At 61.5% G+C, this 21,932-nt stretch carries 20 protein-coding genes; 14 read left to right on the plus strand and 6 right to left on the minus strand.

What is annotated here, in order from left to right; all coding sequences use genetic code 11:
• The first annotated feature begins 99 nt into the window (after positions 1-99).
• The 9 genes from IF199_RS02485 (at position 100) to IF199_RS02525 (ending at position 9,356) form a co-directional block, all read left to right on the plus strand.
• On the plus strand, positions 100-435 hold the full coding sequence (locus tag IF199_RS02485) for a YceK/YidQ family lipoprotein (RefSeq protein WP_192559607.1): 336 nt from the start codon (positions 100-102) through the stop codon (positions 433-435).
• Between the two features lie 5 nt (positions 436-440).
• The gene (locus IF199_RS02490) at positions 441-1,232 is read left to right on the plus strand and encodes a DUF3800 domain-containing protein (RefSeq protein WP_341807720.1); all 792 of its coding nucleotides are present in this window, start codon (positions 441-443) and stop codon (positions 1,230-1,232) included.
• 225 nt (positions 1,233-1,457) lie between these two features.
• Positions 1,458-3,215, plus strand: coding sequence for a carbamoyltransferase family protein (locus tag IF199_RS02495; protein ID WP_007952261.1), 1,758 nt, complete (start codon positions 1,458-1,460; stop codon positions 3,213-3,215).
• Complete coding sequence (locus IF199_RS02500) at positions 3,199-4,329, plus strand: glycosyltransferase (RefSeq protein ID WP_096819863.1); 1,131 nt, start codon at positions 3,199-3,201, stop codon at positions 4,327-4,329. The genes IF199_RS02495 and IF199_RS02500 overlap by 17 nt, the downstream gene beginning before the upstream one ends.
• Entirely contained in the window at positions 4,329-5,225 is an 897-nt protein-coding gene (locus tag IF199_RS02505; RefSeq protein WP_096819862.1) for an antimicrobial resistance protein Mig-14, read from the plus strand. The genes IF199_RS02500 and IF199_RS02505 overlap by 1 nt, the downstream gene beginning before the upstream one ends.
• 8 nt (positions 5,226-5,233) lie before the next feature.
• Positions 5,234-6,679, plus strand: a complete 1,446-nt coding sequence (locus tag IF199_RS02510) for a PIG-L family deacetylase (RefSeq protein ID WP_192559609.1) — start codon at positions 5,234-5,236, stop codon at positions 6,677-6,679.
• Complete coding sequence (locus tag IF199_RS02515) at positions 6,676-7,830, plus strand: glycosyltransferase (protein ID WP_192559610.1); 1,155 nt, start codon at positions 6,676-6,678, stop codon at positions 7,828-7,830. The genes IF199_RS02510 and IF199_RS02515 overlap by 4 nt, the downstream gene beginning before the upstream one ends.
• 14 nt (positions 7,831-7,844) lie before the next feature.
• A complete protein-coding gene (locus tag IF199_RS02520; protein WP_096819955.1) occupies positions 7,845-8,729 on the plus strand; it encodes a glycosyltransferase in 885 nt (294 codons plus the stop codon).
• 3 nt (positions 8,730-8,732) lie between these two features.
• Positions 8,733-9,356 carry a CatB-related O-acetyltransferase gene (locus IF199_RS02525; protein WP_192559611.1) on the plus strand — a complete coding sequence of 208 codons (624 nt, stop codon included), beginning with the start codon at positions 8,733-8,735 and terminating at the stop codon, positions 9,354-9,356.
• A gap of 4 nt (positions 9,357-9,360) precedes the next feature.
• Here IF199_RS02525 and IF199_RS02530 read toward each other — a convergent pair whose 3' ends face one another.
• Together IF199_RS02530 and IF199_RS02535 are read right to left on the minus strand one after the other, a co-directional pair.
• Positions 9,361-10,581 carry an acyltransferase family protein gene (locus IF199_RS02530; RefSeq protein ID WP_192559612.1) on the minus strand — a complete coding sequence of 407 codons (1,221 nt, stop codon included), beginning with the start codon at positions 10,579-10,581 and terminating at the stop codon, positions 9,361-9,363.
• 2 nt (positions 10,582-10,583) lie between these two features.
• Positions 10,584-12,449 carry a bifunctional O-antigen ligase/aminoglycoside phosphotransferase family protein gene (locus IF199_RS02535; RefSeq protein ID WP_096819857.1) on the minus strand — a complete coding sequence of 622 codons (1,866 nt, stop codon included), beginning with the start codon at positions 12,447-12,449 and terminating at the stop codon, positions 10,584-10,586.
• Positions 12,450-12,603: 154 nt separating this feature from the next.
• On the opposite strand from IF199_RS02535, the gene msbA reads away from it, so the two are divergent.
• The 4 genes from msbA (at position 12,604) to hldE (ending at position 17,406) form a co-directional block, all read left to right on the plus strand.
• The gene (msbA, locus tag IF199_RS02540; RefSeq protein ID WP_096819856.1) at positions 12,604-14,406 is read left to right on the plus strand and encodes a lipid A export permease/ATP-binding protein MsbA; all 1,803 of its coding nucleotides are present in this window, start codon (positions 12,604-12,606) and stop codon (positions 14,404-14,406) included.
• 164 nt (positions 14,407-14,570) lie between these two features.
• Positions 14,571-15,275 carry a sulfotransferase family 2 domain-containing protein gene (locus IF199_RS02545; protein WP_096819855.1) on the plus strand — a complete coding sequence of 235 codons (705 nt, stop codon included), beginning with the start codon at positions 14,571-14,573 and terminating at the stop codon, positions 15,273-15,275.
• Positions 15,268-15,879: an adenylyl-sulfate kinase gene (cysC, locus tag IF199_RS02550; RefSeq protein WP_096819854.1), complete on the plus strand. Its 612-nt coding sequence runs from the start codon at positions 15,268-15,270 to the stop codon at positions 15,877-15,879. Before IF199_RS02545 ends, cysC begins: the two co-directional genes overlap by 8 nt.
• A gap of 102 nt (positions 15,880-15,981) precedes the next feature.
• A complete protein-coding gene (gene hldE / locus IF199_RS02555; RefSeq protein WP_096819853.1) occupies positions 15,982-17,406 on the plus strand; it encodes a bifunctional D-glycero-beta-D-manno-heptose-7-phosphate kinase/D-glycero-beta-D-manno-heptose 1-phosphate adenylyltransferase HldE in 1,425 nt (474 codons plus the stop codon).
• A 66-nt stretch (positions 17,407-17,472) separates the two neighbouring features.
• Here hldE and IF199_RS02560 read toward each other — a convergent pair whose 3' ends face one another.
• The 4 genes from IF199_RS02560 to IF199_RS02575 form a co-directional block, all read right to left on the minus strand.
• Entirely contained in the window at positions 17,473-18,441 is a 969-nt protein-coding gene (locus IF199_RS02560) for a metal ABC transporter ATPase (RefSeq protein WP_096819852.1), read from the minus strand.
• Positions 18,442-18,472: 31 nt separating this feature from the next.
• Positions 18,473-19,285, minus strand: coding sequence for an aldo/keto reductase (locus tag IF199_RS02565; protein WP_192559613.1), 813 nt, complete (start codon positions 19,283-19,285; stop codon positions 18,473-18,475).
• Positions 19,282-20,457: an NAD(P)/FAD-dependent oxidoreductase gene (locus tag IF199_RS02570; protein ID WP_096819850.1), complete on the minus strand. Its 1,176-nt coding sequence runs from the start codon at positions 20,455-20,457 to the stop codon at positions 19,282-19,284. The genes IF199_RS02565 and IF199_RS02570 overlap by 4 nt, the downstream gene beginning before the upstream one ends.
• 135 nt (positions 20,458-20,592) lie before the next feature.
• The gene (locus tag IF199_RS02575; protein ID WP_096819849.1) at positions 20,593-20,925 is read right to left on the minus strand and encodes a DMT family transporter; all 333 of its coding nucleotides are present in this window, start codon (positions 20,923-20,925) and stop codon (positions 20,593-20,595) included.
• 102 nt (positions 20,926-21,027) lie between these two features.
• Here IF199_RS02575 and IF199_RS02580 point away from each other — a divergent pair, with 102 nt between their 5' ends.
• Positions 21,028-21,930, plus strand: coding sequence for a LysR family transcriptional regulator (locus tag IF199_RS02580; protein ID WP_192559614.1), 903 nt, complete (start codon positions 21,028-21,030; stop codon positions 21,928-21,930).
• The last annotated feature ends 2 nt before the right edge of the window (positions 21,931-21,932 follow it).

Here is a 21,932-nt window from a genome sequence, read left to right on the forward strand (position 1 = left end):
AAATCCTTGTAACTTGTCCTACGGCCTTCCCGGAACCCATGAACTGCCCCGCATAGAGCCCCGATGCTAGTTTGCCCCGACGTTCCCGGAGGGCAAACCTTGACCATCAAAACGGCTATCACCATCGGCGCATTTTCCCTGGCGCTATCCGGCTGCGGCACCGCCGTCACCGTGTTGCAGGACGACGAGGACGCCACGCGCGGCCTGCGCAAACAGAAAACCTACTGCCAGTCCATTCCGCGCATCTACAGCGGACTCGCCCACGACTTCTGCCTGCTGCACGCGCCGCCCGATCCCTCCGGCATTCTGGTGCCGGTCGTCCTGCTCGACCTGACCCTGTCCGGCGTCTTCGACACGGCTTGCCTGCCTTATACGATCTATCGTCAGGCGGTGGACGGGAATATCAGTGTTTATTGGCGGCCAGGTCGGGGGTAATTACCTTGCCCCCAACCAGTGAATACAGCGATGTCATCGTTTATGTCGATGAGAGCGGTGATCATGGAATGCAAACACTGGATCCCAACTATCCAGTTTTCGTGCTCGCGTTTTGTGCGTTTCATAAAAGGCATTATTGCGAGAAGGTCATTCCGGCCCTGCAGAAATTCAAGTTCACCCATATGGGACACGATCTGATCGGTCTGCATGAGCTCGAAATTCGTAAAGAAAAAGGAGCGTTTTCTGGCCTCTTCATGTCGAGAGAGCACAAGAATGCTTTTCTTGAGGAGCTGACTTGCATCATTGAAGCCAGCAACTTCGTTCTGATCAGTTGCGTCGTAGACAAGGCTTCCCTTCGCGAGAAACAAGGCACGGGACACAATCCTTATCACCTCGCGCTCGGCTTTTGTCTGGAAACGCTCTATGAGTTTTTGCAGGAGAAGAATCAACAAGGGGCACTGACGCACGTGATTTTCGAGCGCCGAGGAAAGCGAGAGGATAACGAGCTTGAATTGGAGTTTCGCAGGATGTGTGGTGGGGTGAATCGATGGGGTATTCAACTGCCGTTTGACATCGTTTTTGCAACTAAACAGGTGAACTCCACCGGCCTGCAGCTAGCCGATCTTGTTGCGAGGCCCATTGGCATGAGCGTGTTGAGGGCGGGTCAGGGAAACCGTGCTTTTGACGTGCTCAAGCGCAAGTTCTATTGCAGCGGGGGGCGGAGCAAAGTTGGAGAGGGTTTCGAGAATTGGGGTTTGAAAATTTTCCCATCCCCAGAAAGCGAAAAGCCCCGATGATCTCACCGAGGCATTAGCGCCGACCGGGATCTCCCAGTCCATTTGGGTTGGAGTCTATGTCGATGCTACTCGAGTGTCAACGCACCGGCCGGCCAGTTCCGCTAGAGGTTTGTCGGCGCTTTTAAGCTATAATCCCGCCCTTTAGCTGTCTCTCGCCCGGTGCGAGGGCACATCATTTTTCAAGGCGCATCGCGCCTGAATGCAGACTAAAGAGGCTAGACCCCTGTGGCATTGACGATTCTTGGCCTGTCCGGCGCCCTTAGCCATGATCCTTCAGCAGCCTTGTACATCGACGGCAAGCTGGTCGCGGCGGCTGAGGAAGAGCGCTTCGTACGCGATAAACATGCAAAGAACCGCATGCCCTACGAATCGGCGAAGTTCTGCCTGGAGCAGGCTGGCATCAAGCCGTCCGACGTTGACGTGGTCGCGATTCCGTTCGCCCCGATCAGCATTTTCGGCAAGGCCCGCTGGCAGTACGCCAAGCGTTACTGGTACGCCCCGGACCGTGCACTCGACGCGATCCTGATGGGTAACCGCCGCTACAAGCGCTATCGCAACAAGATCGTCTGGTGCCTGGAGCAACTGGGCTTCGATCCGAAGAAAATCAAGATCGAACCGGTCGAACACCACCTGGCTCACGCTTCCAGCGCTTACCACTGCTCGGGTTTCAAAGAGAAAACCGCGATCCTCGGCATCGACGGCAAGGGTGAGTACGCCACGACCTTCTTCGGTTATGGCGAAAACGGCAAGATCCACAAGATCAAGGAATTCTTCGATCCGGACTCCCTCGGCGGCCTGTACGGTGCGATCACCGAGTTCCTCGGTTTCGACATGCTGGACGGTGAGTTCAAGGTCATGGGCATGGCGCCGTACGGCGACGCCAGCAAATACGATTTCTCGCGCCTGGCCTCGTTCGAGAACGGCGAGTTGGTGATCAACACCGACTACGCCAACGTGATCGGCCTGCGTCGCTACAAAGAGAAGGGCAAGGGTTACTACTTCTCGCCGAAGCTGATCGAGTGGCTGGGTCCGAAGCGCGAAGGCGACATCGCCGACGAGCCTTACATCCACTACGCCGCCAGTATTCAAGCGCTGTTCGAAAAAATTGCGCTGCAGATGATCGACTACTACCTGGGCGATGTGCTTAAGGAAACCGGCAAACTGGCCTACGCCGGTGGCTGTGCGTTGAACGTCAAGCTGAACCAGAAAATCATCGCCCGCGATGACGTCAAGGAACTGTTCGTGCAGCCTGCATCCGGCGATGCCGGCACTGCGGTCGGCGCAGCGGCCTATGTGTCCAACGCCCGTGGCGTGCCGGTCGAGAAGATGGAACACGTCTACCTCGGCCCGTCGTACAGCAACGAAGACGTGATCGCAGCGTGCGCCCGTCATGAGAACAAGCCGACCTGGCGCAAGCTCGACAACATGCCGGAGCAGATCGCCAAGATCATGGTCGATGGCAACCCGGTGGCCTGGTTCCAGGGCCGTATGGAGTTCGGTCCGCGTGCACTGGGTGGTCGTTCGATCATCGGTTGCCCGAGCGTGGCTGGCGTGGCTGACCGCATCAACCACCAGATCAAGTTCCGCGAGCGCTGGAGGCCTTTCTGCCCGTCGATGCTCGACACCGTTGCGCCGCAGATGATCAAGATCGATCACCCGGCGCCGTTCATGACCTTCACCTTCGAAGTGGCGGAAGAGTGGAAGACCCGCGTGCCGGAAGTCGTCCACGAAGACGGTACTTCCCGGGCCCAGGTGCTCAAGCGCGAATACAACCCGCGCTACTACGACATGATGAAGGCGCTGGAAGTGCTGACCGGCAACGGCGTGTCCCTGAACACCTCGCTCAACCGCCGTGGTGAACCGATGATCTGCTCGCCGACCGACGCCCTGAACATGTTCTTCGGCTCCGATCTGCAGTACCTGATCATGGAAGACATCCTGGTGGTCAAAGAAGGCGCAAACGCTTATGACACGCTCGGCTGAACGCCATGTGCTGCAGTTCTGCCACGGCTATGACGGGCCGTTCCTGGACTGCGCGCGGCAGTACGCCAGCCTGTTCGCGGGCACCGGTTATCGGGTCACCACGGTCTTTCTGACCGGGGCGGCCGATAGCGAGGTGGCTGCGGCCTGCGCCTCCGACGAAGTGTTGTTCATGGAATACAGCTCCAAGGCCATTCGTGGCCTGAAGCTGGGCGCCATCGGCGATCTGCGCAAGATCGCCGCTTCACGCAATTTCAGTTTCTGCATCGCCCATCGCTTCAAGCCGATCTATATCGCCTTGCTCGGCACTTCGCTGCCGGTGATTGGCGTGCACCACGCGTTTGGCGATTACAAACGCGGCACGCGCAAGCTGTTCGCGCACATTTTCCGCAAGCGCCTGAGCCTGCTCGGCGTGTCCGACGCGGTGCGCGACGACATGCGCCGCTGCCTGCCGAAATGGCCGGCGACGCGCATCCAGACCCTCTACAACCGCATCGATGTTTCGGCATTGCAGATGAGTCAGGTGTCCGCCCGTGAAGCCCGCGAGACCCTCGGTCTTTCAGCGGATGCGTTCATTGTCGGCAACGTCGGTCGCCTGCACCCGGACAAGGATCAGGCCACGCTGCTGCACGGTTTTGCCGCGGCGCTGCCCGGTCTGCCGGCCAACAGCCAACTGGTGATTCTCGGCAAGGGGCGTCTTGAGGATGATCTGAAGGCGCTGGCCCGCGAACTGGGCGTCGGTGATCGCGTGCTGTTTCTCGGTCAGGTGCCGGACGCGCGCAATTATTTCCGTGCATTCGATGTGTTTGCCCTGAGTTCCGACCACGAACCGTTCGGCATGGTGCTGCTGGAGGCCATGGCCGCTGGCGTGCCGTTGTTGGCGACTGCGTGCGGCGGGGCGAAGGAAGTGGTCGAAGGCGTGGGCATTCTGTTCCCGCTGGGTGATGCCGAACATCTGGCCCAGGGCCTGAAACATCTGGCCGGCATGGACGAGCAGCAACGCCGTCAATGCGCCGAGATGATGTTCGATCGCCTGCGCGAGCGCTTCTCCGACCGCGCCGTACGCGACACCTTCTGGCATTTGCCGCAAGTTACCGATCTGGCACCGAGGGGCTGATGCTCAACCGATTTCAAGGCTGGCGCGAACGTGGCTGGTCGCCCGTTGACGCCTCAACTTATGCACAGGCCTGGCAGCGTTTTGGCGGCAGCGTCGCGACTCATCCGCTGGTCGTCGAGCGTCTGGCGGATCTGGCCGGCATCCCGGTGCGCTATCTGGCCTGGGAGCAGCAGGGCGAAGTCAAAGCGGCGATCCCGACCTGGGGCCGCGATCTGGCCTTGTCCAAGGACGTGCTCAAGCGCAACGGCAAGAAAGGCCTGTTCGACCTCGGTAACGCCGAGCTGATCCTGCCGGCCGCCGTCGATGCCCAGGCCCCGCTGCGCCATCGCGGGCGCTACCTGTCGGCGCTCAACGAAAACCGCTTCAGCGGCCTCAAGTTGCAGACCGAACAACTGGCCATGGCCCGCACTCCCGAAGAACTGTCGAAGAAGTTTCGCTACAACCAGCGCCGCGAACTGCGCCTGCTGGAAGAGGCGGGCGGGGTGGTGCGGCCGGTCAGCGAGTTCACGAGTGCGGAACTGGCGGCGATCTATTGCGACCTGTTCCAGCGCCGCTGGGGTTTCCCGGCCACTGGCGCGGCACGTATGGCCGAGGTCATCGAGTTGTTGCGCGAGTTGTTGATCGGTTCGGTGATCTTCCTCAACGATGCGCCGATCGCCATTCAACTGGTGTATCGCGTCGAAGCGCCGGAGTGGATCAGCGTCGAGTACATCAACGGCGGCGTCGACCCCGAAACCCGTGAATTCAGCCCCGGCAGTGTCTTGAGCTTCCTCAATACGCAATCGGCGTGGGAGCACGCCCGGGCGCTGAACAAGCCGCTACGCTTTTCTTTCGGTCGTGCCGACCGTGAATACAAGGATCGCTGGTGCAATCCTGTGCCGGTCTTCACCGTATGAGTCAGCCCATGAGCCGCAAACAGCAACTGCTCAAGCGTCACCGGCGCAATAAACGCATCGGCCTGTTGATCGCGCTGATCGTGTTGATCGCCCTCGGTGTGCTGGTGGCCTGGTGGTTGCCGCTGGTGCTGGCGGTGGTTGGCTGGATCGCTCACGAAGCGTGGTTCGCCGATCACTTGTTCTACTCGCCGAAAGACGACTACCAATACAGCTTTCCGCCGTTCACACCGCAGCCGAAAGTGCATTTGACCGGTGAGCAGTTGCGCCTCGACGAGGGCGTGATGCTGGTGGACGACGCCACGCTGATCCTCGCCGTGCGGGTGAAAAGCACCTGGCTGGGACGTTTCTTCGATCCACGCGTGGAGCTTGCGGGCGGAACGAATCCGGATGCACAGACCTTCGAACGTGGCGTCAACGGCCTGCGTTATCTGAACCTCAGCGGTCAGGCACAGACCTTGTCGCAAGGGTTGCTGCGCCTGCGCGGACGATTCTGCCGGGTGACCGGCGAGCCGGTGCTATGGGCGCTGGAACAACCGGATTACCGCCGTCAGCGGGTGATGGTGATCGCGCCGCACGCCGACGATGCCGAGTTGGCCGCTTACGGTTTGTACAGTCAGGCCGATGAGGCCTGGATCGTCACCCTGACCGCTGGTGAGATCGAAGCCGAACACTATCAGCAGATGGGCCTGAACAAGGTCGAGGCATCGCGGCTCAAGGGCCGCTTGCGGGCCTGGGACAGCCTCGCCGTGCCGCGTTGGGCCGGTGTGCCGCAGGAACATTGCGTGCAGCTCGGTTACTTCTGCCTGCAACTGGCGGCGATGCAGGCTGCGCCGAATCAACCGGTGGGCTCGCGGGAAGCCGATCTGAGCGATACGCGGATGTTTCGCCAGTTGAATCCGTTTGCCTTGCCCGGCGATGCCGACGGCGCGCCGACCTGGAACAATCTGCTGGCCGACCTGCGTGACGTCCTGTCTCGTGCGCGTCCGGATGTGATCGTGTCGCCACACCCGACGCTGGATCCGCATCCCGACCATATCTGCGCCCAGGAGGCCGTACTGGAAGCCTTGCGCGGTCTCGATTACCAACCGACCCTGCTCGGTTACGCCAACCACCTGCACGACAACGATCGCTGGCCGATGGGCGACAGCGGGCAGGGCATCGCCTTGCCACCGACGTTCGATGCAAACGTGGCGATGCAACCGCTGTGCCTGCCGCTGCCGATCGAGCTGCAACGTGACAAGGCCATGGCGCTGGGCATGATGCATGACCTGCAGCCGCCGGCACCGTTCAAGCGGCGCCTGCGCCGGCTGTTTCAGCGACTGCTGGCCGGTCGTATGCCGTCGGTCTACGGCGAGAACGAATTTTTCCGCAAAGCGGTCAGGCGCCAGGAGTTGTTCTGGGTGCTGAAGCAGAGCGAAACAGGCGCGACGGGTTCGCAACGGGGAGAGTCATGAGTCAACGCGCAAAGGTTCTGCAGCTGCAGCCCGACTACAACGTCAAATCCCATGATTTCGCCGACCTCGCCGAACAGATCGTCAAGGCTTTGCCGACGGATCGTTATGAGGTGACAGCAGCATTCCTGCGCGGCAAGCCCGGGCCGGGTGAGGCCGTCAGCCGGGCCGACCGTTCGGTGTATTTCGAGTTTTCCGACAAGTCCCTCAAAGGCATGCGCCTGCGGGCGATGTGGCAGCTGTACAAGTTCTGCCGGCGGGAAAAGTTCGACGTGGTGATCTGCAACCGGTTCAAACCGGTGAACATGATGCTGACGCTCAACCGCTGGTTGAAAGTGCCGTTGTGCATCGGCATTTCCCACGGTTTTGGCGAGTACGACCGCTTCTATCGCCGTCGTCAGACCCAGCGTCTGATCGATCGCCACTGGCGCTTTGTCGGTGTGTCGCCGGCGGTCAAGCAGTACCTGCTGGACTGCGATTGCGGTTTCACCGATCAGAATACGTACGCGATCACCAACGCTATCGACATCGAACAGGCCGAAGGTTTGCAACACAGCCGCGAGCGTGCTCGTGAGCTGCTCGGTATCGACCCGAAGGTGCGCCTGATCGGTGCGCTGGGCCGGCTGGTGTCGGTCAAGGGCCACACTTACCTGTTGCAGGCTTTCGCCCAACTGAAAGACAAATACCCGAACACCCAACTGGCAATCATCGGTGCCGGGCGCCTGCAAGCGCCGCTGGCGGCCGAGATCGAACAGTTGGGTCTGAGCGGTCGCGCGCACCTGCTGGGCTTCAAGGAAAACGCCCTGCAATACGTACGAGCGTTCGATATCTGGACCATGCCGTCGCTGGCCGAAGGCCTGGGCCTGGCCTTGCTGGAAGGCATGAGCGGGCATCTGCCGGTGATCGCGTCGAACGTGCCGGCCATGTTGCCGCTGATCGAAGGTGCCGGTGGCCTGTCGATCACCCCCAAGGACGTGACGAGCCTGGTCACTGCACTGGATGCTTACCTCGGGCTGTCGGATGACGAGCTCAAGGCCAAGGGCGAGCAGGCCTATCGCTATTTGCAGGAACAACACGACATCGAGGTCTTCCGTCAGGAATACCTGACCCTGATCGACTCCGGCCTGGCGCAGGCCCGCAAGGAACAGCCATGAGTGAGGTCACCGCCCTGAGCGATGCACAACCCATCGTCACCGTGATCATCGCGTCCTACAACCACGGACCGTACATCGAGGAAAGCATCCTCAGCGTCATCAACCAGAGCTACAAGAACATTGAGCTGCTGGTGGTCGACGACGGCTCGAAGGATGACAGCGTCGAGCGCATCAAAGCCTTGCAGGAAAAGCACGGATTCGACTTCCGTGTGCAGCAGAACCAGGGCCTGACCAATACGCTGAACGGCGCGATTGCGCGGGCCAGGGGCAGCCTGATCGTGCCGTTCGGCTCCGACGACATCATGTACCCGGACCGGATCGCCACCCAGGTCGCGTACATGGACGGCAAGCCGGAAGTGGGTATCTGCGCCGGCAACATCGAGTTGATGGACGCCGACGGCAACCTCTACCCGGAAAAGCGCCAGCGCCGGGACGTGCCGTTCCGTCGCCTGGATTTCGATGACATGTTCCTGGAGCGCAAGCCGTATCCGCCGGCCCCGACCCTGATGATCCGCCGCGAGGCGCTGGACAAGGTGGGGGGGTTCGATCCGACGATTCGTCTTGAGGATCTGTACATCGAGCTGAAAGTCACCCGCGCCGGGTATTTCATCGACGGCCTGAACGTGGTGATGGCGCGCTATCGCAAACACGCCACGAACTCGTACAAGAACCACCGTTTCATGATCGAAAACATCCTGCGTACCTACGCGCTGTTCAGCGATCACCCGCTGTACGACGAGGTGCGCTACAAGTCGCTCAATTCGATGTTCCTGAAAACCGCCAACCGTGACCGCAAACTGGCGCGGGAGCTGCTGGCACAGATTCCGCTCAAGGCCTGGAACAAGAAAACCTGGCGCGGTCTGGGCCGGCTGCTGTTTTCACCGCTGGAAAAGGACTGAGCCATGGGCTGGCTTCAGCGCTGGCGTGAGCAGCGCGCCAAACGGGCGATTCGCAAGCTGCCGAAGATCGAACGCGGCGCGGCGCGGTTCGCCCGGGCTTACCCTGACTACAGCTTTGGCCGGGGCAGTTATGGTCTGCCGATCGTTCATGACTGGAAGGAAGGCTCGACGCTGAAGATCGGTGCCTACTGTTCGATTGCCGTAGGTGTGCAGATCTTTCTTGGCGGGCATCACCGTGCGGACTGGGTGACCACGTTTCCCTTTCCGGCGATGCTGCCGGAGGCCGCTGGCATCTGCGATTACAGCGGTACTCACGGGGACGTGATAATCGGCAACGATGTCTGGCTGTGCTCCAACTGCACAATCCTGTCGGGTGTCACGATCGGCAGTGGCGCGATCATCGCTGCCGGTGCACTGGTCACACGGGATGTCGAACCCTATGCGGTCATGGGCGGCAATCCGGCGAAGTTCCTGCGCTGGCGGTTTCCCGAGGAGCAGCGTCAGCAGTTGTTGCAGAGTGCCTGGTGGGATTGGCCGGAAGCCGAACTGCGCGGGCTGGTCGACAAGCTCTGCAGCGATGACATCGAGGCTTTCCTGAGTTATGCCCGCCAACGCCAGCCGGCGTAGCCGCTCAGTGGTCCTGAACGGCTTTGTCGGCCAGTTTTTTCGGCGCCTGCTTCTGACGTAACCATTGCAGAAACTTCCTGCCTGCTTCGATGCCCGGTTTCTCGATGTACAGAAATGTCAGGCTGGCGATCACGATCAGCAGACAACTGCACACGGCCATCAACAGCAGATAGAGGCTCGGGTTCTGTGGATTGAAGGGAACCAGGTGTGGCAGTTGCTGCACCATCATCCAGAGCACATAGCCGTGCAGCAGATAGGTGCTGTAGCTGATCTCTCCCAGCCAGCGGACGCTACGCAGGCGCAAGGCGCCAAATAGCGCGTTGCCCGATGCCACGATGACGAAAAACACGCCCAGCAACAGCAGCGGCATCAGGCTGAAGGCGCGTTTGTATTGCGTCATCACGAGAACAAGGGCCAGCAGGGCAATGAAGGTGGCGAACCGTGTCTGGCTCCATGCCACCAGATGGGGACGTCTCACCCAGTAAGCCGCGGCGATCCCCCCCAGGAAACTCGCCAGAAAGTGCTTTTTCAGCGAGTGCTCCCAGCCGACCACCTGATAAAGGGCATAGATCCCGATCAGGCACAGGACCACCTGCAGCCAGTGCTTGCGGTAGATGAATATCAGCCCCAGAAGTGGCAGCGCCAGGTAGAAAAACACCTCATAGGCCAGCGTCCAGGTCACGTTGGAAATCAACATGCCGCTATGGGGGTACTGATTGATGTCGGGTCGGTCGAACGTCAGCCAGGCCAGTATCTGCCCGGCCAGCTGCGTGCCGGAGTCTTTCAGCTCCCAGCCTTGCAGGTGGAAGACGGTGACAAACACGATCAGCATCAGCGGCAGGTAAAGCGGATAAAGCCGAAACACGCGTGAGACTGCAAATGCCTGCCAGTCATGGTCGCGACCCTGTTTGAGCAGGCGGCTCCAGAACAGGAAACCGGTGATCATGAAAAATAGCGCGACACTGGCCTGGCCCAATTGGGAGTAGAGATTGCTGGGCGGAAAGTCGATGACGCCAGTGCGCAGGTAGAACCAGGTAATGATTGCGTGATGAATGAACACGCCAAAAGCCAGATAGCCGCGCAAGCCGTCAATGCTGTTATAGCGGCTTTCGCCGCTATGACGCAGGTGCTGGGCGGCTTTGGGTATCAGACGCAGGAACATTACCGACGTCGCGATAGCGAGCAGATACGCTATCGCGGCAAAGACTGGGTTTGTATCCGTCATGATCAGTGGGCCCGAGCCGGGCGACCTCCCTGTTGCACTTGCCGGTGCAGATTGTCGACGGCAGCCTTGGAGGCCGTCACCGAATACCCCTGGAGCAGGGCATCGAAGTGATCCTCGAACAGCCAGCGCTTGTCTTCCGTGTAGCGTTGCATGTGGCGCAAATTGCGCTGGCGCAATGAAAGGCTCAAGGGTGATGGATAGATGCGCAGGTCGGCCAGATCGATCAGCCCGAACTCACCGTCCTCCAGCACCAGCACGTTACCCAGATGCAGTGAGCGGAAATAGACACCCTGCTCATGAAGCCGGGCCATGAACTTGCCGAAACGCTCGACCAGCGCCTGTCGCACCGCTGGTGCTGGGATGCCCTGCAGCACCTGACGCAAGGTGTGACCCGGCAACGGAGCGTAGTGCACCGCGCTGCTGCCATCGTCCAGGCGATACAGATTCAGCACCTGCGGGGTCGGGATGCCCATCCGGCGCAATTGTTCGCTATTGATGGCGAAGCGTTCGGAGTACGGGTTGAAGTTGCCGGAGGTGTACCAGCGGCGGCGACGGAACAGCTTGAGGAAACTGCCATCGGTCAGGCGCAGGACCTTTGGACCCAGGCCGTCCTCTTCGATCACCTGAGCATCGGCGCAGCGTTGTTGCAGGCCGGAGACCGACAGTTTCTGCACCGGTATTGCCAACAGGCGTCGGGCCCGCTGATTGATGCTGATCGCAGCAATCAGCGCCAGCGGAATCCACAGCAGGAACCAGTGCTCCTTGGGGCGCGAAATGATGCCGCCACCTTCTGTCAGCCCGGCGCCGATGCCGAACACCAGCCAGGTGGAAGCGATGATCAGCAAGGGTTGTACGCGTTGACGCCAACTGCTCAGCAAGCTCCAGCCCTGGAAGAACAGCCACGGCAGCAGGCCCAGGATGCCGACGTAATAAAGCACGCCGAGGACAAAGCTGTGCGGTTCCTGAAAGCTGTAGCCAACGCCCGGGTCAATCGCCAGATCGGCGTTGTAGCCATGACCGATCCAGGGGTGATCGGCAATTTTTTGCAGGGCAATCTGCCAGATTTCGAAACGGTAGGAGTCGCCGCGCTCGGTGATCATCTTCGAGAACAGGGCGACCACGGCGATGCCGACGGCCGCCAGCGACCCCAGCATCACCAGCGAACGCCGGTTCCAGCAGATGAAGGCCAGCCACAAGGCCGCCATGGTCAAGGCGACCAGCGGCGTTCTTGAACCGGTCGAGATCACCGCCGCGAACATGATCAGCATCGCCGGCAGGCTGAGCCAGAGCAGGCGGCCATGTTTGCAGGACATGCTGACGCTGAGCCAGTAGGCACAGAAAAAACCGAACAGATGGGAGCTGAGCAGCGGGTTGTCGAACGCCCCGCCGCCGACCAGACGCGCACCTGGCTGGTAATGATGGATAAAGGGGATCAGGAAACAGATCGTGGCGATCAGGGCAACCACGGCCGCGACGAACAGCATCGGCGAAATAATGTCACTGCGGTAGCGCACCACCAGGTAGCAACCGACGAACAGCAGCAAGGTATGCAGCGGGGGTTTGAGCATGCCGCCGAACGATTCGCCATCGGGCGGACCCCAGCACAGACTGAGCAACGCCCAGGCGATGAACGCAAGCACCGCAAGAATCACCGGTTCGCCCAGCAGCTCTTTCAACTCCCGCGGGCGCAGGCACAGGGCGATCAGTGCAGGAATGCTGAACAGACCATAAAACAGTTTGTGATGCAGGCTGCGACCCGGCAGGAAGAACAGCGCGCACAAGAGCAGGAAGTAGCCGACGGGAAGTATCCACAGGCTGATGAAATCGAAGATTCGATTGGACGTACTGCTGAAGCCGCGAAGTTGCATGCTGTGAGATTCAATCCTGAAGTTGATCGGCCATTTCATTGATGGCTATTTGATGCTGAAAAAGATGCCTAACAATAACAGCCTTTGCCCGATTGCCAGAACCCTGAAGAAGCTGTGCTAAAGTCAGCGTCCTTTTTATCGACTCTCGCGTGATATGACCGACTCCAGTCTCGCCGCAAGCCCTTCGAGCTTGAAAATCTACTTCCGCCTGCTCGGCTACGTCCGGCCGTATATCAGTCTGTTCCTGATCAGCATCGTCGGTTTTCTGATTTTCGCATCGACCCAGCCGATGCTCGGTTACATTCTCAAGTATTTCGTCGACGGTCTGTCCAATCCCGAGGCAGTGCTGTTTCCCACCGTGCCGTACCTGCGCGACCTGCAACTGTTGCAGGCCGTACCGCTGCTGATCATCCTGATCGCTGCGTGGCAGGGCCTGGGATCCTATCTGGGCAACTACTTCCTGGCCAAGGTCTCCCTGGGCCTGGTGCACGATCTGCGGGTGCAGCTGTTCAACAACCTGCTGGTGCTGCCGAACCGGTATTTCGACAAGCATAACTCCGGCCATCTGATTTCGCGTATCACCTTCAACGTGACCATGGTCACGGGGGCGGCAACAGATGCGATCAAGGTCGTAATCCGTGAAGGCATGACGGTGATCTTCCTGTTCGCCTCCCTGTTGTTCATGAACTGGAAGCTGACGCTGGTGATGGTTGCGATCCTGCCGCTGATCGCCGTGATGGTGCGTACCGCGAGCAAGAAATTCCGCAAGCAGAGCAAGAAGATCCAGGCGGCCATGGGCGACGTGACACACGTGGCCTCGGAAACCATCCAGGGTTATCGCGTGGTGCGCAGCTTCGGCGGCGAAACCTACGAAGAAAAACGCTTCCTCAATGCCAGTCAGAGCAATACCGACAAACAACTGCGCATGACCCGCACCGGCGCGATCTACACGCCGATGCTGCAACTGGTGATCTACAGCGCCATGGCGGTGTTGATGTTCCTGGTGCTGTTCCTGCGCGGTGACGCTTCGGCGGGCGACATGGTGGCCTACATCACCCTGGCTGGCCTGTTGCCCAAGCCGATCCGCCAGTTGTCCGAAGTCAGCTCGACCATCCAGAAGGGCGTTGCCGGTGCCGAAAGCATTTTCGAGCAGTTGGACGTCGAGCCGGAAGTCGATACCGGCACGATCGAGCGCGATGCGGTCAGCGGTCGTCTCGATGTGCGCAACCTGAGCTTCACCTACCCGGGGACTGAGCGTCAGGTACTCGACAACATCAGCTTCTCGGTCGAGCCGGGGCAGATGGTGGCGCTGGTGGGGCGTTCCGGCAGCGGCAAGTCGACGCTGGCCAACCTGATCCCGCGCTTCTATCACCACGACAAGGGTGAAATCCTGATCGATGGCGTGGAAGTCGAGCAGTACAAGTTGCTCAACCTGCGCCGCCACATCGCCCAGGTGACCCAGCATGTAACGCTGTTCAGCGACACCGTGGCCAACAACATTGCCTACGGCGACCTGGCCGGGGCACCGCGTGAAGACATCGAGAAAGCGGCGCGTGATGCGTACGCGATGGATTTCATCGCGCAACTGCCGGAAGGCCTGGACACCCAGGTCGGCGAGAACGGCGTGCTGCTTTCCGGCGGTCAGCGCCAGCGCCTGGCGATTGCCCGTGCCTTGCTCAAAAACGCGCCGCTGCTGATCCTCGACGAGGCCACCTCGGCTCTCGACACCGAATCCGAGCGGCACATTCAGGCGGCTCTGGACCAGGTGATGAAAGGCCGCACCACGCTGGTGATCGCTCACCGTCTGTCGACTATCGAGAAGGCCGATCTGATTCTGGTCATGGATCAGGGCCGGATCGTCGAGCGCGGGACTCACGGCGACCTGCTGGCGCAGAACGGCTACTACGCGCGTCTGAACGCCATGGGCCTCGATGCGCCGGCCGAAGACATCGCCTGATCCAGCCTTGTGAAGGTCGGGCGCGCAATGCGCCCGGCCATTTGTATCCGAATCTTTACCCTTCTTGACCAAACCTGCATAAAACCCGGCATCGCGCTTGTTAAGGTTCCTGACTGAACTCTGACTTCCAACGAAGGGGCTATCCCCGTCGCGCGGGTACTCTCATGCTGCAACGCTATCTGTGGAAATTGTTGCCCAAGTCGCAGCGAACCTTCCTGCTTGGGCGCCTGTCGGTGGTCGACCGGCAAGTGGTGAACAAGTCGATGTCGGCCAACCTGCGCTTTCCCAAAGCCTTCGAGCAGCATTCCTGTCTGTTCATTCATGTGCCCAAATGCGCCGGCAGCAGCGTGTGTGCGGCGATGTTCGACGGCTGGCGGCCCGGCCATCTGCCGTTGTACTGGTATGAAGAACAGTTTCCCGCGCAGTTTGCGGCTGCATACAAGTTCGCTTTCGTGCGTGATCCGCTGGAACGTGCCTATTCGGCCTACGCGTTCCTGCGGGGCAACGAACTGAGCGAGCGTGATCACGCAGCGCAGCAAATGGTCAGGCATTACCGCGACTTCGACGATTTTGTTGCACGCTGGCTACATGCCGACACCATTGCGCGACAATTGCATTTTGCCGCGCAAACCGACTTTCTTACCGATTCGCTGGGGCGTCTGGCGCTGGATTTCGTCGGCTATCAGGAGCATCTGGAGCGGGACTTCCGCCTGGTGTGTGAGCACCTGGGGCTGACGAGTCAATTGCAGCACGTCAACGTTTCCCGGCAGCGGCGTCCGCTGCCGGCGCGTGATTTCTGCACGCAGCGCACCCGACGCCTGGTTCGGCGGGTCTATGAACGTGACTACGAGATGCTCGGCTATGAATGAAGCACTGTCCGTTTCCCTGTTGCCACCGGCCATCCGCCCCTATGCCCTGGCACTGCCCGCCCAGGCTCGTGCCGAGCAGAAGTCGCAGCAACCGCGCTGCCTGTGGCTGACCGGGTTGTCCGGGGCCGGCAAATCGACGCTGGCCAATGCACTGGAGCTGCATCTGCATCAGTTCGGGCTGCATACGTTCCTGCTCGATGGCGACAACCTGCGCGGCGGTCTTTGTCGCGATCTGGGGATGACCGAGGCCTGTCGGCGCGAGAACATCCGGCGCACCGCCGAAGTGGCGCGGTTGATGGTGGACGCCGGGTTGATCGTGATCGTGGCCGCCATTTCACCGTTTCGTGCCGAACGGGATACGGCGCGCCGGCTGTTTGCCGAAGGCGATTTCATTGAAGTGCATGTCAGCACCTCGCTGGAGGTCTGCGCCCGACGCGACCCGAAGGGGTTGTACCGGGCGGCGCGGGAAGGGCGGATCAAGGACTTCACCGGCATCGACAGCCCGTACGAGGCGCCGCTGGCGGCCGAGTGCCGGATCGATACCGATGAGGTGGAACTGGCCGATGCCTGCCATCGACTGGCCGCGTTTCTGTGCAAAAAATGAGCAAAAAAGCCTGTCGTTTCATCCTGTTGCAGCCACCGCACAAGCCTTCGCCAACCCTGTGTTAATATCGCGCCCCTGTTCATTTTGTATGTGGGTTGCTCCATGAAGTTGTCCATGCCGCGATTCGATCAAGCCCCTGTCTTGGTGGTCGGCGATGTCATGCTCGACCGTTACTGGCATGGTGGTACCTCACGGATTTCCCCTGAGGCGCCGGTTCCGGTTGTAAAGGTCGAGCAAATCGAAGACCGCCCGGGCGGTGCCGCCAACGTTGCCTTGAACATTGCCGCGCTGGGCGCGCCGGCCTCGCTGGTCGGTGTGACCGGCGATGACGAAGCCGCCGACAGCCTGAGCAACAGCCTCAAGGGTGCGGGCGTGCGCGCCTTGTTCCAGCGCATTGCGCACCAGCCGACCATCGTCAAGCTGCGGGTCATGAGCCGGCACCAGCAACTGCTGCGTATCGACTTCGAAGAACCGTTCGCCACTGACGCCCTGGCCCTTGCTTCCCAGGTCGACGACCTGCTGGAAGGCATCAAGGTGCTGGTGTTGTCCGACTACGGCAAAGGCGCCCTGAAAAACCATCAGGCGTTGATCCAGGCCGCCCGTGCCAAAGGCATTCCGGTGCTGGCCGACCCGAAGGGCAAGGATTTCTCGATCTACCGTGGCGCGAGCCTGATCACCCCGAATCTCAGCGAGTTCGAAGCTATCGTCGGCGGTTGCGCCGATGAGCACGAACTGGTGAGCAAGGGCGCAACGCTGATGCACGACCTCGAGCTCGGCGCACTGCTGGTGACCCGCGGCGAGCACGGCATGACCCTGCTGCGTCCGGATCATCCGGCGCTGCACCTGCCGGCCCGGGCCCGTGAAGTGTTCGACGTGACCGGTGCCGGCGACACGGTGATTTCCACCCTGGCGGCCGCGATTGCCGCTGGCGAAGAACTGCCGCACGCGGTGGCGCTGGCCAACCTGGCGGCCGGCATCGTGGTCGGCAAGCTGGGTACGGCGGCGATCAGCGCTCCGGAACTGCGCCGCGCGATTCAGCGCGAGGAAGGTTCCGAGCGGGGTGTGCTGGGTCTGGAACAACTGCTGCTGGCGGTGGCCGATGCCCGGGCGCACAACGAGCGCATCGTGTTCACCAATGGCTGCTTCGACATCCTCCATGCCGGCCATGTGACCTACCTCGAGCAGGCGCGGGCCCAGGGCGATCGCCTGATCGTCGCGATCAACGATGACGCTTCGGTCAGCCGCCTGAAAGGCCCGGGCCGGCCGATCAACAGCGTCGACCGACGCATGGCGGTTCTCGCCGGTCTCGGTGCGGTGGACTGGGTGATCAGCTTCGCCGAAGGCACCCCTGAAAACCTGTTGCGCGAGGTCAAGCCGGACGTGCTGGTGAAGGGCGGCGACTATGGCATCGACCAGGTTGTCGGCGCCGACATCGTCAAGGCCTACGGTGGCACCGTTAAAGTGCTGGGGCTGGTGGAAAACAGCTCGACCACGGCAATTGTGGAAAAAATCCGCAAGTCCGAGTGATGCAAGCATAAAGACCGCGCCTGCGACGACTCTCTGGAGTCACTCGCAGGCGCGGTCTTTTGCCGTTCAGGAGTTCACTTTCTTGCGCGGCACGATCTTCTTCAGCAGTTGTTTCGCCTTGCCGCGCAAGCGCGCCAGCCCCGTGTCCTTGGGCGGCGGCGTCAAACCTTGCTGCCGCAGCCAGTCCTTCCAGCGAATCCGCTCCTCGCGCACCAGCCAGCCGTCCTGTCGGGCGAAGCTCTCCGCCAGATACAGACCGCGAGTGCCCGCCGGGTACAGCTGACCTTTCTTCAGCGTGTACAGCTCAGGGAGCGGTTCGCCGTCCTGCAACGGCATCAAGTACAGATCGGGGCGTTTGCGGTCGAGCCGGGCGACCAGTTGATCGCCTTCCAGCCGTTCATCGACATGGAACAGGCTCAGACTCTTGGCTTCCTTGGGCACGTCCAGCCGCAGGTCGTAGATCAATTGCAGGGACGCGGTCGGCAAGTGCACGTAGGCCTGTGGCCGTTCGAGCAATTGCAGGTTGGCGCAGCGCACCGGTCGGGCCGAACCGGACAGCGGCGTCAGGCGAAAGGGCAGGGCCTCGCGGTAATGCAGCGCCGACGCGTACGGCGCTGGCAGCCAGGTGTCGTTGAAGCGCCCGCCGAGCCAGCCTTCCGGGGTTTCCAGCAGGCATTCCTCGGCGATCTCCTGGATCGCCGTGTGCAGCGGAATGTTCAGTTCATGCGCCGGCACGTAGCCGGAAATCAGCTTGAGCACGACATCGCCGCGATCCTGCCGCCGCTGGCGCACCAGCACCCAGTAATCACGATTCTGCCAGTGCAAGGTCAGGCGCACCGAGACGCCGAGGTTGGCCAGCTCCAGCGCAAAGCGTTCGGCATCCGCCACGCTGACCGGTTTGCGCCGTTGCAGGGTCTGGGCGAAATTCAGCGGCATGCCGACGCTCTGGTAGGTCAGGCCTTCGGGCGTCGCTTCGACGAACAGCGGCAGCGTCTTGAAGTTGCTCGGGTTCTTTCTGATGAGCGTACGCGGCATGTCGGCTCCTGCTTAAGGCCGCGGGGCGGCGTCATTGACCACGAAGGACCTGAGCAACGGTCGCAACGTTATGGGCGAGGTGCAGCGGATTGATCGTCCCGACAATGGCGCTGGCCACACCGGGCTGGGCGAACAGCAACTCGAAGCTGGCGCGCACCGGGTCCATGCCGGGACTCAGGCACACGTGACCGCTGGCCAGCGCCTTCTTCACCAGAATGGCTTTGCCGTGGGCAGCAGCATAGTCAATGACTGCCTTCTCGTTTTGCTCGTTCAGATTGTAGGTGACCATCGCGCAATCGCCTTGCTCCAGTGCTTTCAGGCCGCCGTCGACGGTTTTGCCGGAGAAACCGAAGCCGCGAATCTTGCCCTCGGCCTTCAGCGCCGCGAGGGTCGCGTAGACTTCGCTGTCATTGAGAATCGCCAGATCGTTGCCATCGGAGTGCACCAGCACCAGGTCGATAAAATCGGTTTCCAGACGTTGCAGGCTGCGCTCCACCGACATCCGCGTGTGAGCGGCGCTGAAGTCGTGGGTCGACTGGCCATCGACAAATTCTTCGCCGACCTTGCTGACGATCACCCAATCCTCGCGCTCGCCGCGCAACAGCGGGCCGAGGCGCTCTTCGCTGCGGCCATAGGCCGGCGCGGTGTCGATCAGGTTGATGCCCAGCTCCCGCGCCTGTTTGAGCAGCATGCGCGCGGCGTCGTCGTCGGGGATCTGAAAGCCGTTGGGGTATTTCACGCCTTGGTCGCGACCGAGTTTGACGGTGCCCAAGCCCAGCGGCGAAACCTTCAGGCCGGTGCTGCCCAACGGGCGATGCAAATCGTGCAGGGTCGGCAGGCTCATGGCAGCAGTTGCTCCCAGGCCGGAACGCCCATCGGTGGTTTCGGCAGCTCGGGCAGCGGAGCAGCGTGGCTCGGCTGGATGCCGTCGCGCTCGAGGGACGCGATCACCCGGTCGGCGAAGTCCGGCGCCAGGGCGAGTTTGGTTGGCCAGCCCACCAGCAGGCGGCCTTCTTCCGCGAGGAAGGCGTTGTCCGGGCGGGTCAGGCCGGTTTGCAGCGGTTCGGCGCGGTCGACGCGCAGGGTCGCCCACTGCGTGGTGCTGAGATCGATCCACGGCAACAACTGTGCAATTTCCTTTTGCGCAGTGGCGATCTGCTCGGCCGGCTCGCGGGCAACGCCTTCGCTTTCGGCAATGTCGCCACCCATGTACCACACCCACTGACCATTCGCTGCCGGATGGGTCGTCACGGTAATCCGTGGCTTGGTGCCGCCACCGAGGCAGTGAGCGTACAGCGGCTTCAGGCCCGGGCCCTTGGCGATGATCATGTGCAGCGGCCGGCGTTGCATGGCCGGATGAGTCAGGCCGAGGGTTTCCAGCAGCGCTGCGGTGCCGGCACCGGCACTGATGACGATGCGCTGGGCACGAATCTCTCGGCCATCAACTTTCAAGCCAACCAGCACGCCGCTTTCCAGCAACGGCTCGATGTTCTGGCCGGCGAGCAGACCGTCGCCCGCCAGGTCGGCCAGGCGCTGGATCACGCTCGGCACATCGACCACCAGCTCGGCGAGGCGGTAGACCTTGCCCTTGAAGCGCTTGTCCTGCAGGGCCGGTGGCAATTGATCGCCCTTGACCTGATCGACCCGGCCACGCACCGCTTTACTGGCGAAGAAACTGGTGAGGTTGCCGGCCAGGGTGCCCGGCGACCACAGGTAATGGGCTTCGGACAGCAGGCGCACGCCGCTCAGGTCCAGTTCGCCGTCGCCGGCCAGGGCTTCACGCCAGCGGCGCGGCATGTCGGCGATGGCTTCCGAGGCGCCGGTCAGCGCACCGTGCAGCGCGTACTTGGCGCCGCCGTGGATGATGCCCTGGGACTTCACGCTCTGCCCGCCGCCGAGGCTGGCGCTTTCCACCAGCACGGTCGAAAAACCCTGGCGGCGCAGGCGCGCGTTCAGCCAGAGACCGGCGACACCCGCGCCGACAATCAGCACGTCGGTGGAAATTGGAGATGGCATGCAACGACCTCAGTGTTCAAGACGAGGGCGCAGTATACAGACTCGGGGAAAAGGGGATTTGTTGCTGATCAACAGAGGGAAGGCACCCGCCACTGTGGGAGCACGCTGGCTCCCACAGGGAACTGGATCGGCTTATCAGTGGCCGGCGGTTTTCGAGAACAGCTGGATCACCACCACGCCGAGCACGATCAAGCCCATCCCGAGCATCGCCGGGATATCCAGCTTCTGCCCGTAGATGAACAGCGCCGCGATGCTGACCATCACGATGCCCATGCCGGCCCACACCGCGTAGGCCACGCCCACCGGCACGCTGCGCACTACCAGCGTCAGCATCCAGAACGCGATGCCGTAGCCGACGATGACCAGCACCAATGGCAAAGGCGTGCTGAAACCTTTGACGGCTTTCATCGAAACGGTCGCGATCACTTCGGCGCAAATGGCGATGGCCAGGTAGACGTAAGCGTTCATGTTCAAATCCTCGTGTGAAGCGTTGCTTTCTGAGGCGGCATTCTAGTGACTCCCCAGATGGGGTAAAGTCATTACCTATCTGTTTACGAGATGGGTTGGCCGATGAGCATGCAGTGGAATCTGGATCAGTTACGCGTGTTCGTCGCGGTCGCCGAACAACGTTCGTTCTCCGCCGTGGCGCGCCAGCAGCGCAAGGCGCAGTCGGCAATCAGTAGCGCGATCGCGATGCTGGAGGACGACCTCGGTGTCAGTCTGTTCGAGCGTAGCAGCGGTCGCCAGCCGAGTCTTACCGAAGCGGGTGAAGCCTTGCTCGAAGAGGCGCGGGAAGTCCTGCGTCAGTGCGAGCGCCTGAACGGCCGGGCCATGGCCATGTTGCGCGGTCAGGAGGCGCAATTGCGGGTCGCCCAGGATGAGGCGATGCCCTATCAGGCGCTGGTGGAAAGCTTCGGCGCACTGGCCGAGCAGTTTCCGAGTCTGGAGGTGCAACTGACCAGCGCCGCCCAGGGCGAGGTTTCGCGCAAACTGGTGGAGCGCCGGGCCGATCTCGGGCTGTTGTTCTATCACGATGAAATTCCCGAGGCACTGGAGCGCCGGGTGCTGGGCAGCGTGGAGATGGTCACGGTGTGTGGCGTCAATCACCCGCTGGCCGCGCAATCCCGGGTCAACAGTCAGCAGCTTGCCCAACATCGGCAGCTGTTGATGTCGACCCAGACCAGCGTCTACCCCGGCAGCGAACCGGCCAGCCCGCAGGTGTGGCGCGCCGACAGTTTCTACGTGATGGCCGAATGGCTGGTGCGCGACCTCGGCTGGGCCTGGCTGCCGCGCCACGTGGTGCAGTACTCGGCGTATCAAGGGCTGATGGTGGAACTCGACAGCGAATGGACGCCGCCGGCGCTGGTGGTGGAACTGGTCTGGCGCCGTGACGAACCGCTGGGGCCGGCGGCGCGTTGGCTGGCGGAGCGATTTGCCATACACCTGCGGGCGATCGGCGGCAAAAGCCGATAAAC

Origin of the sequence: Pseudomonas allokribbensis (assembly GCF_014863605.1) — a bacterium.
GTDB classification, from domain to species: Bacteria; Pseudomonadota; Gammaproteobacteria; order Pseudomonadales; family Pseudomonadaceae; genus Aquipseudomonas; species Aquipseudomonas allokribbensis.

Bases quoted from the DNA above. Each gene is read 5' to 3' on its own strand.
- IF199_RS02570 (WP_096819850.1), bottom strand. From the start codon at position 20,457: ATGCCATCTCCAATTTCCACCGACGTGCTGATTGTCGGCGCGGGTGTC.
- cysC (WP_096819854.1), top strand. From the start codon at position 15,268: ATGAATGAAGCACTGTCCGTTTCCCTGTTGCCACCGGCCATCCGCCCC.
- IF199_RS02575 (WP_096819849.1), bottom strand. From the start codon at position 20,925: ATGAACGCTTACGTCTACCTGGCCATCGCCATTTGCGCCGAAGTGATC.
- IF199_RS02500 (WP_096819863.1), top strand. From the start codon at position 3,199: ATGACACGCTCGGCTGAACGCCATGTGCTGCAGTTCTGCCACGGCTAT.
- IF199_RS02545 (WP_096819855.1), top strand. From the start codon at position 14,571: ATGCTGCAACGCTATCTGTGGAAATTGTTGCCCAAGTCGCAGCGAACC.
- msbA (WP_096819856.1), top strand. From the start codon at position 12,604: ATGACCGACTCCAGTCTCGCCGCAAGCCCTTCGAGCTTGAAAATCTAC.
- IF199_RS02515 (WP_192559610.1), top strand. From the start codon at position 6,676: ATGAGTCAACGCGCAAAGGTTCTGCAGCTGCAGCCCGACTACAACGTC.
- hldE (WP_096819853.1), top strand. From the start codon at position 15,982: ATGAAGTTGTCCATGCCGCGATTCGATCAAGCCCCTGTCTTGGTGGTC.
- IF199_RS02560 (WP_096819852.1), bottom strand. From the start codon at position 18,441: ATGCCGCGTACGCTCATCAGAAAGAACCCGAGCAACTTCAAGACGCTG.
- IF199_RS02525 (WP_192559611.1), top strand. From the start codon at position 8,733: ATGGGCTGGCTTCAGCGCTGGCGTGAGCAGCGCGCCAAACGGGCGATT.
- IF199_RS02510 (WP_192559609.1), top strand. From the start codon at position 5,234: ATGAGCCGCAAACAGCAACTGCTCAAGCGTCACCGGCGCAATAAACGC.
- IF199_RS02505 (WP_096819862.1), top strand. From the start codon at position 4,329: ATGCTCAACCGATTTCAAGGCTGGCGCGAACGTGGCTGGTCGCCCGTT.
- IF199_RS02565 (WP_192559613.1), bottom strand. From the start codon at position 19,285: ATGAGCCTGCCGACCCTGCACGATTTGCATCGCCCGTTGGGCAGCACC.
- IF199_RS02535 (WP_096819857.1), bottom strand. From the start codon at position 12,449: ATGCAACTTCGCGGCTTCAGCAGTACGTCCAATCGAATCTTCGATTTC.
- IF199_RS02580 (WP_192559614.1), top strand. From the start codon at position 21,028: ATGAGCATGCAGTGGAATCTGGATCAGTTACGCGTGTTCGTCGCGGTC.
- IF199_RS02530 (WP_192559612.1), bottom strand. From the start codon at position 10,581: ATGACGGATACAAACCCAGTCTTTGCCGCGATAGCGTATCTGCTCGCT.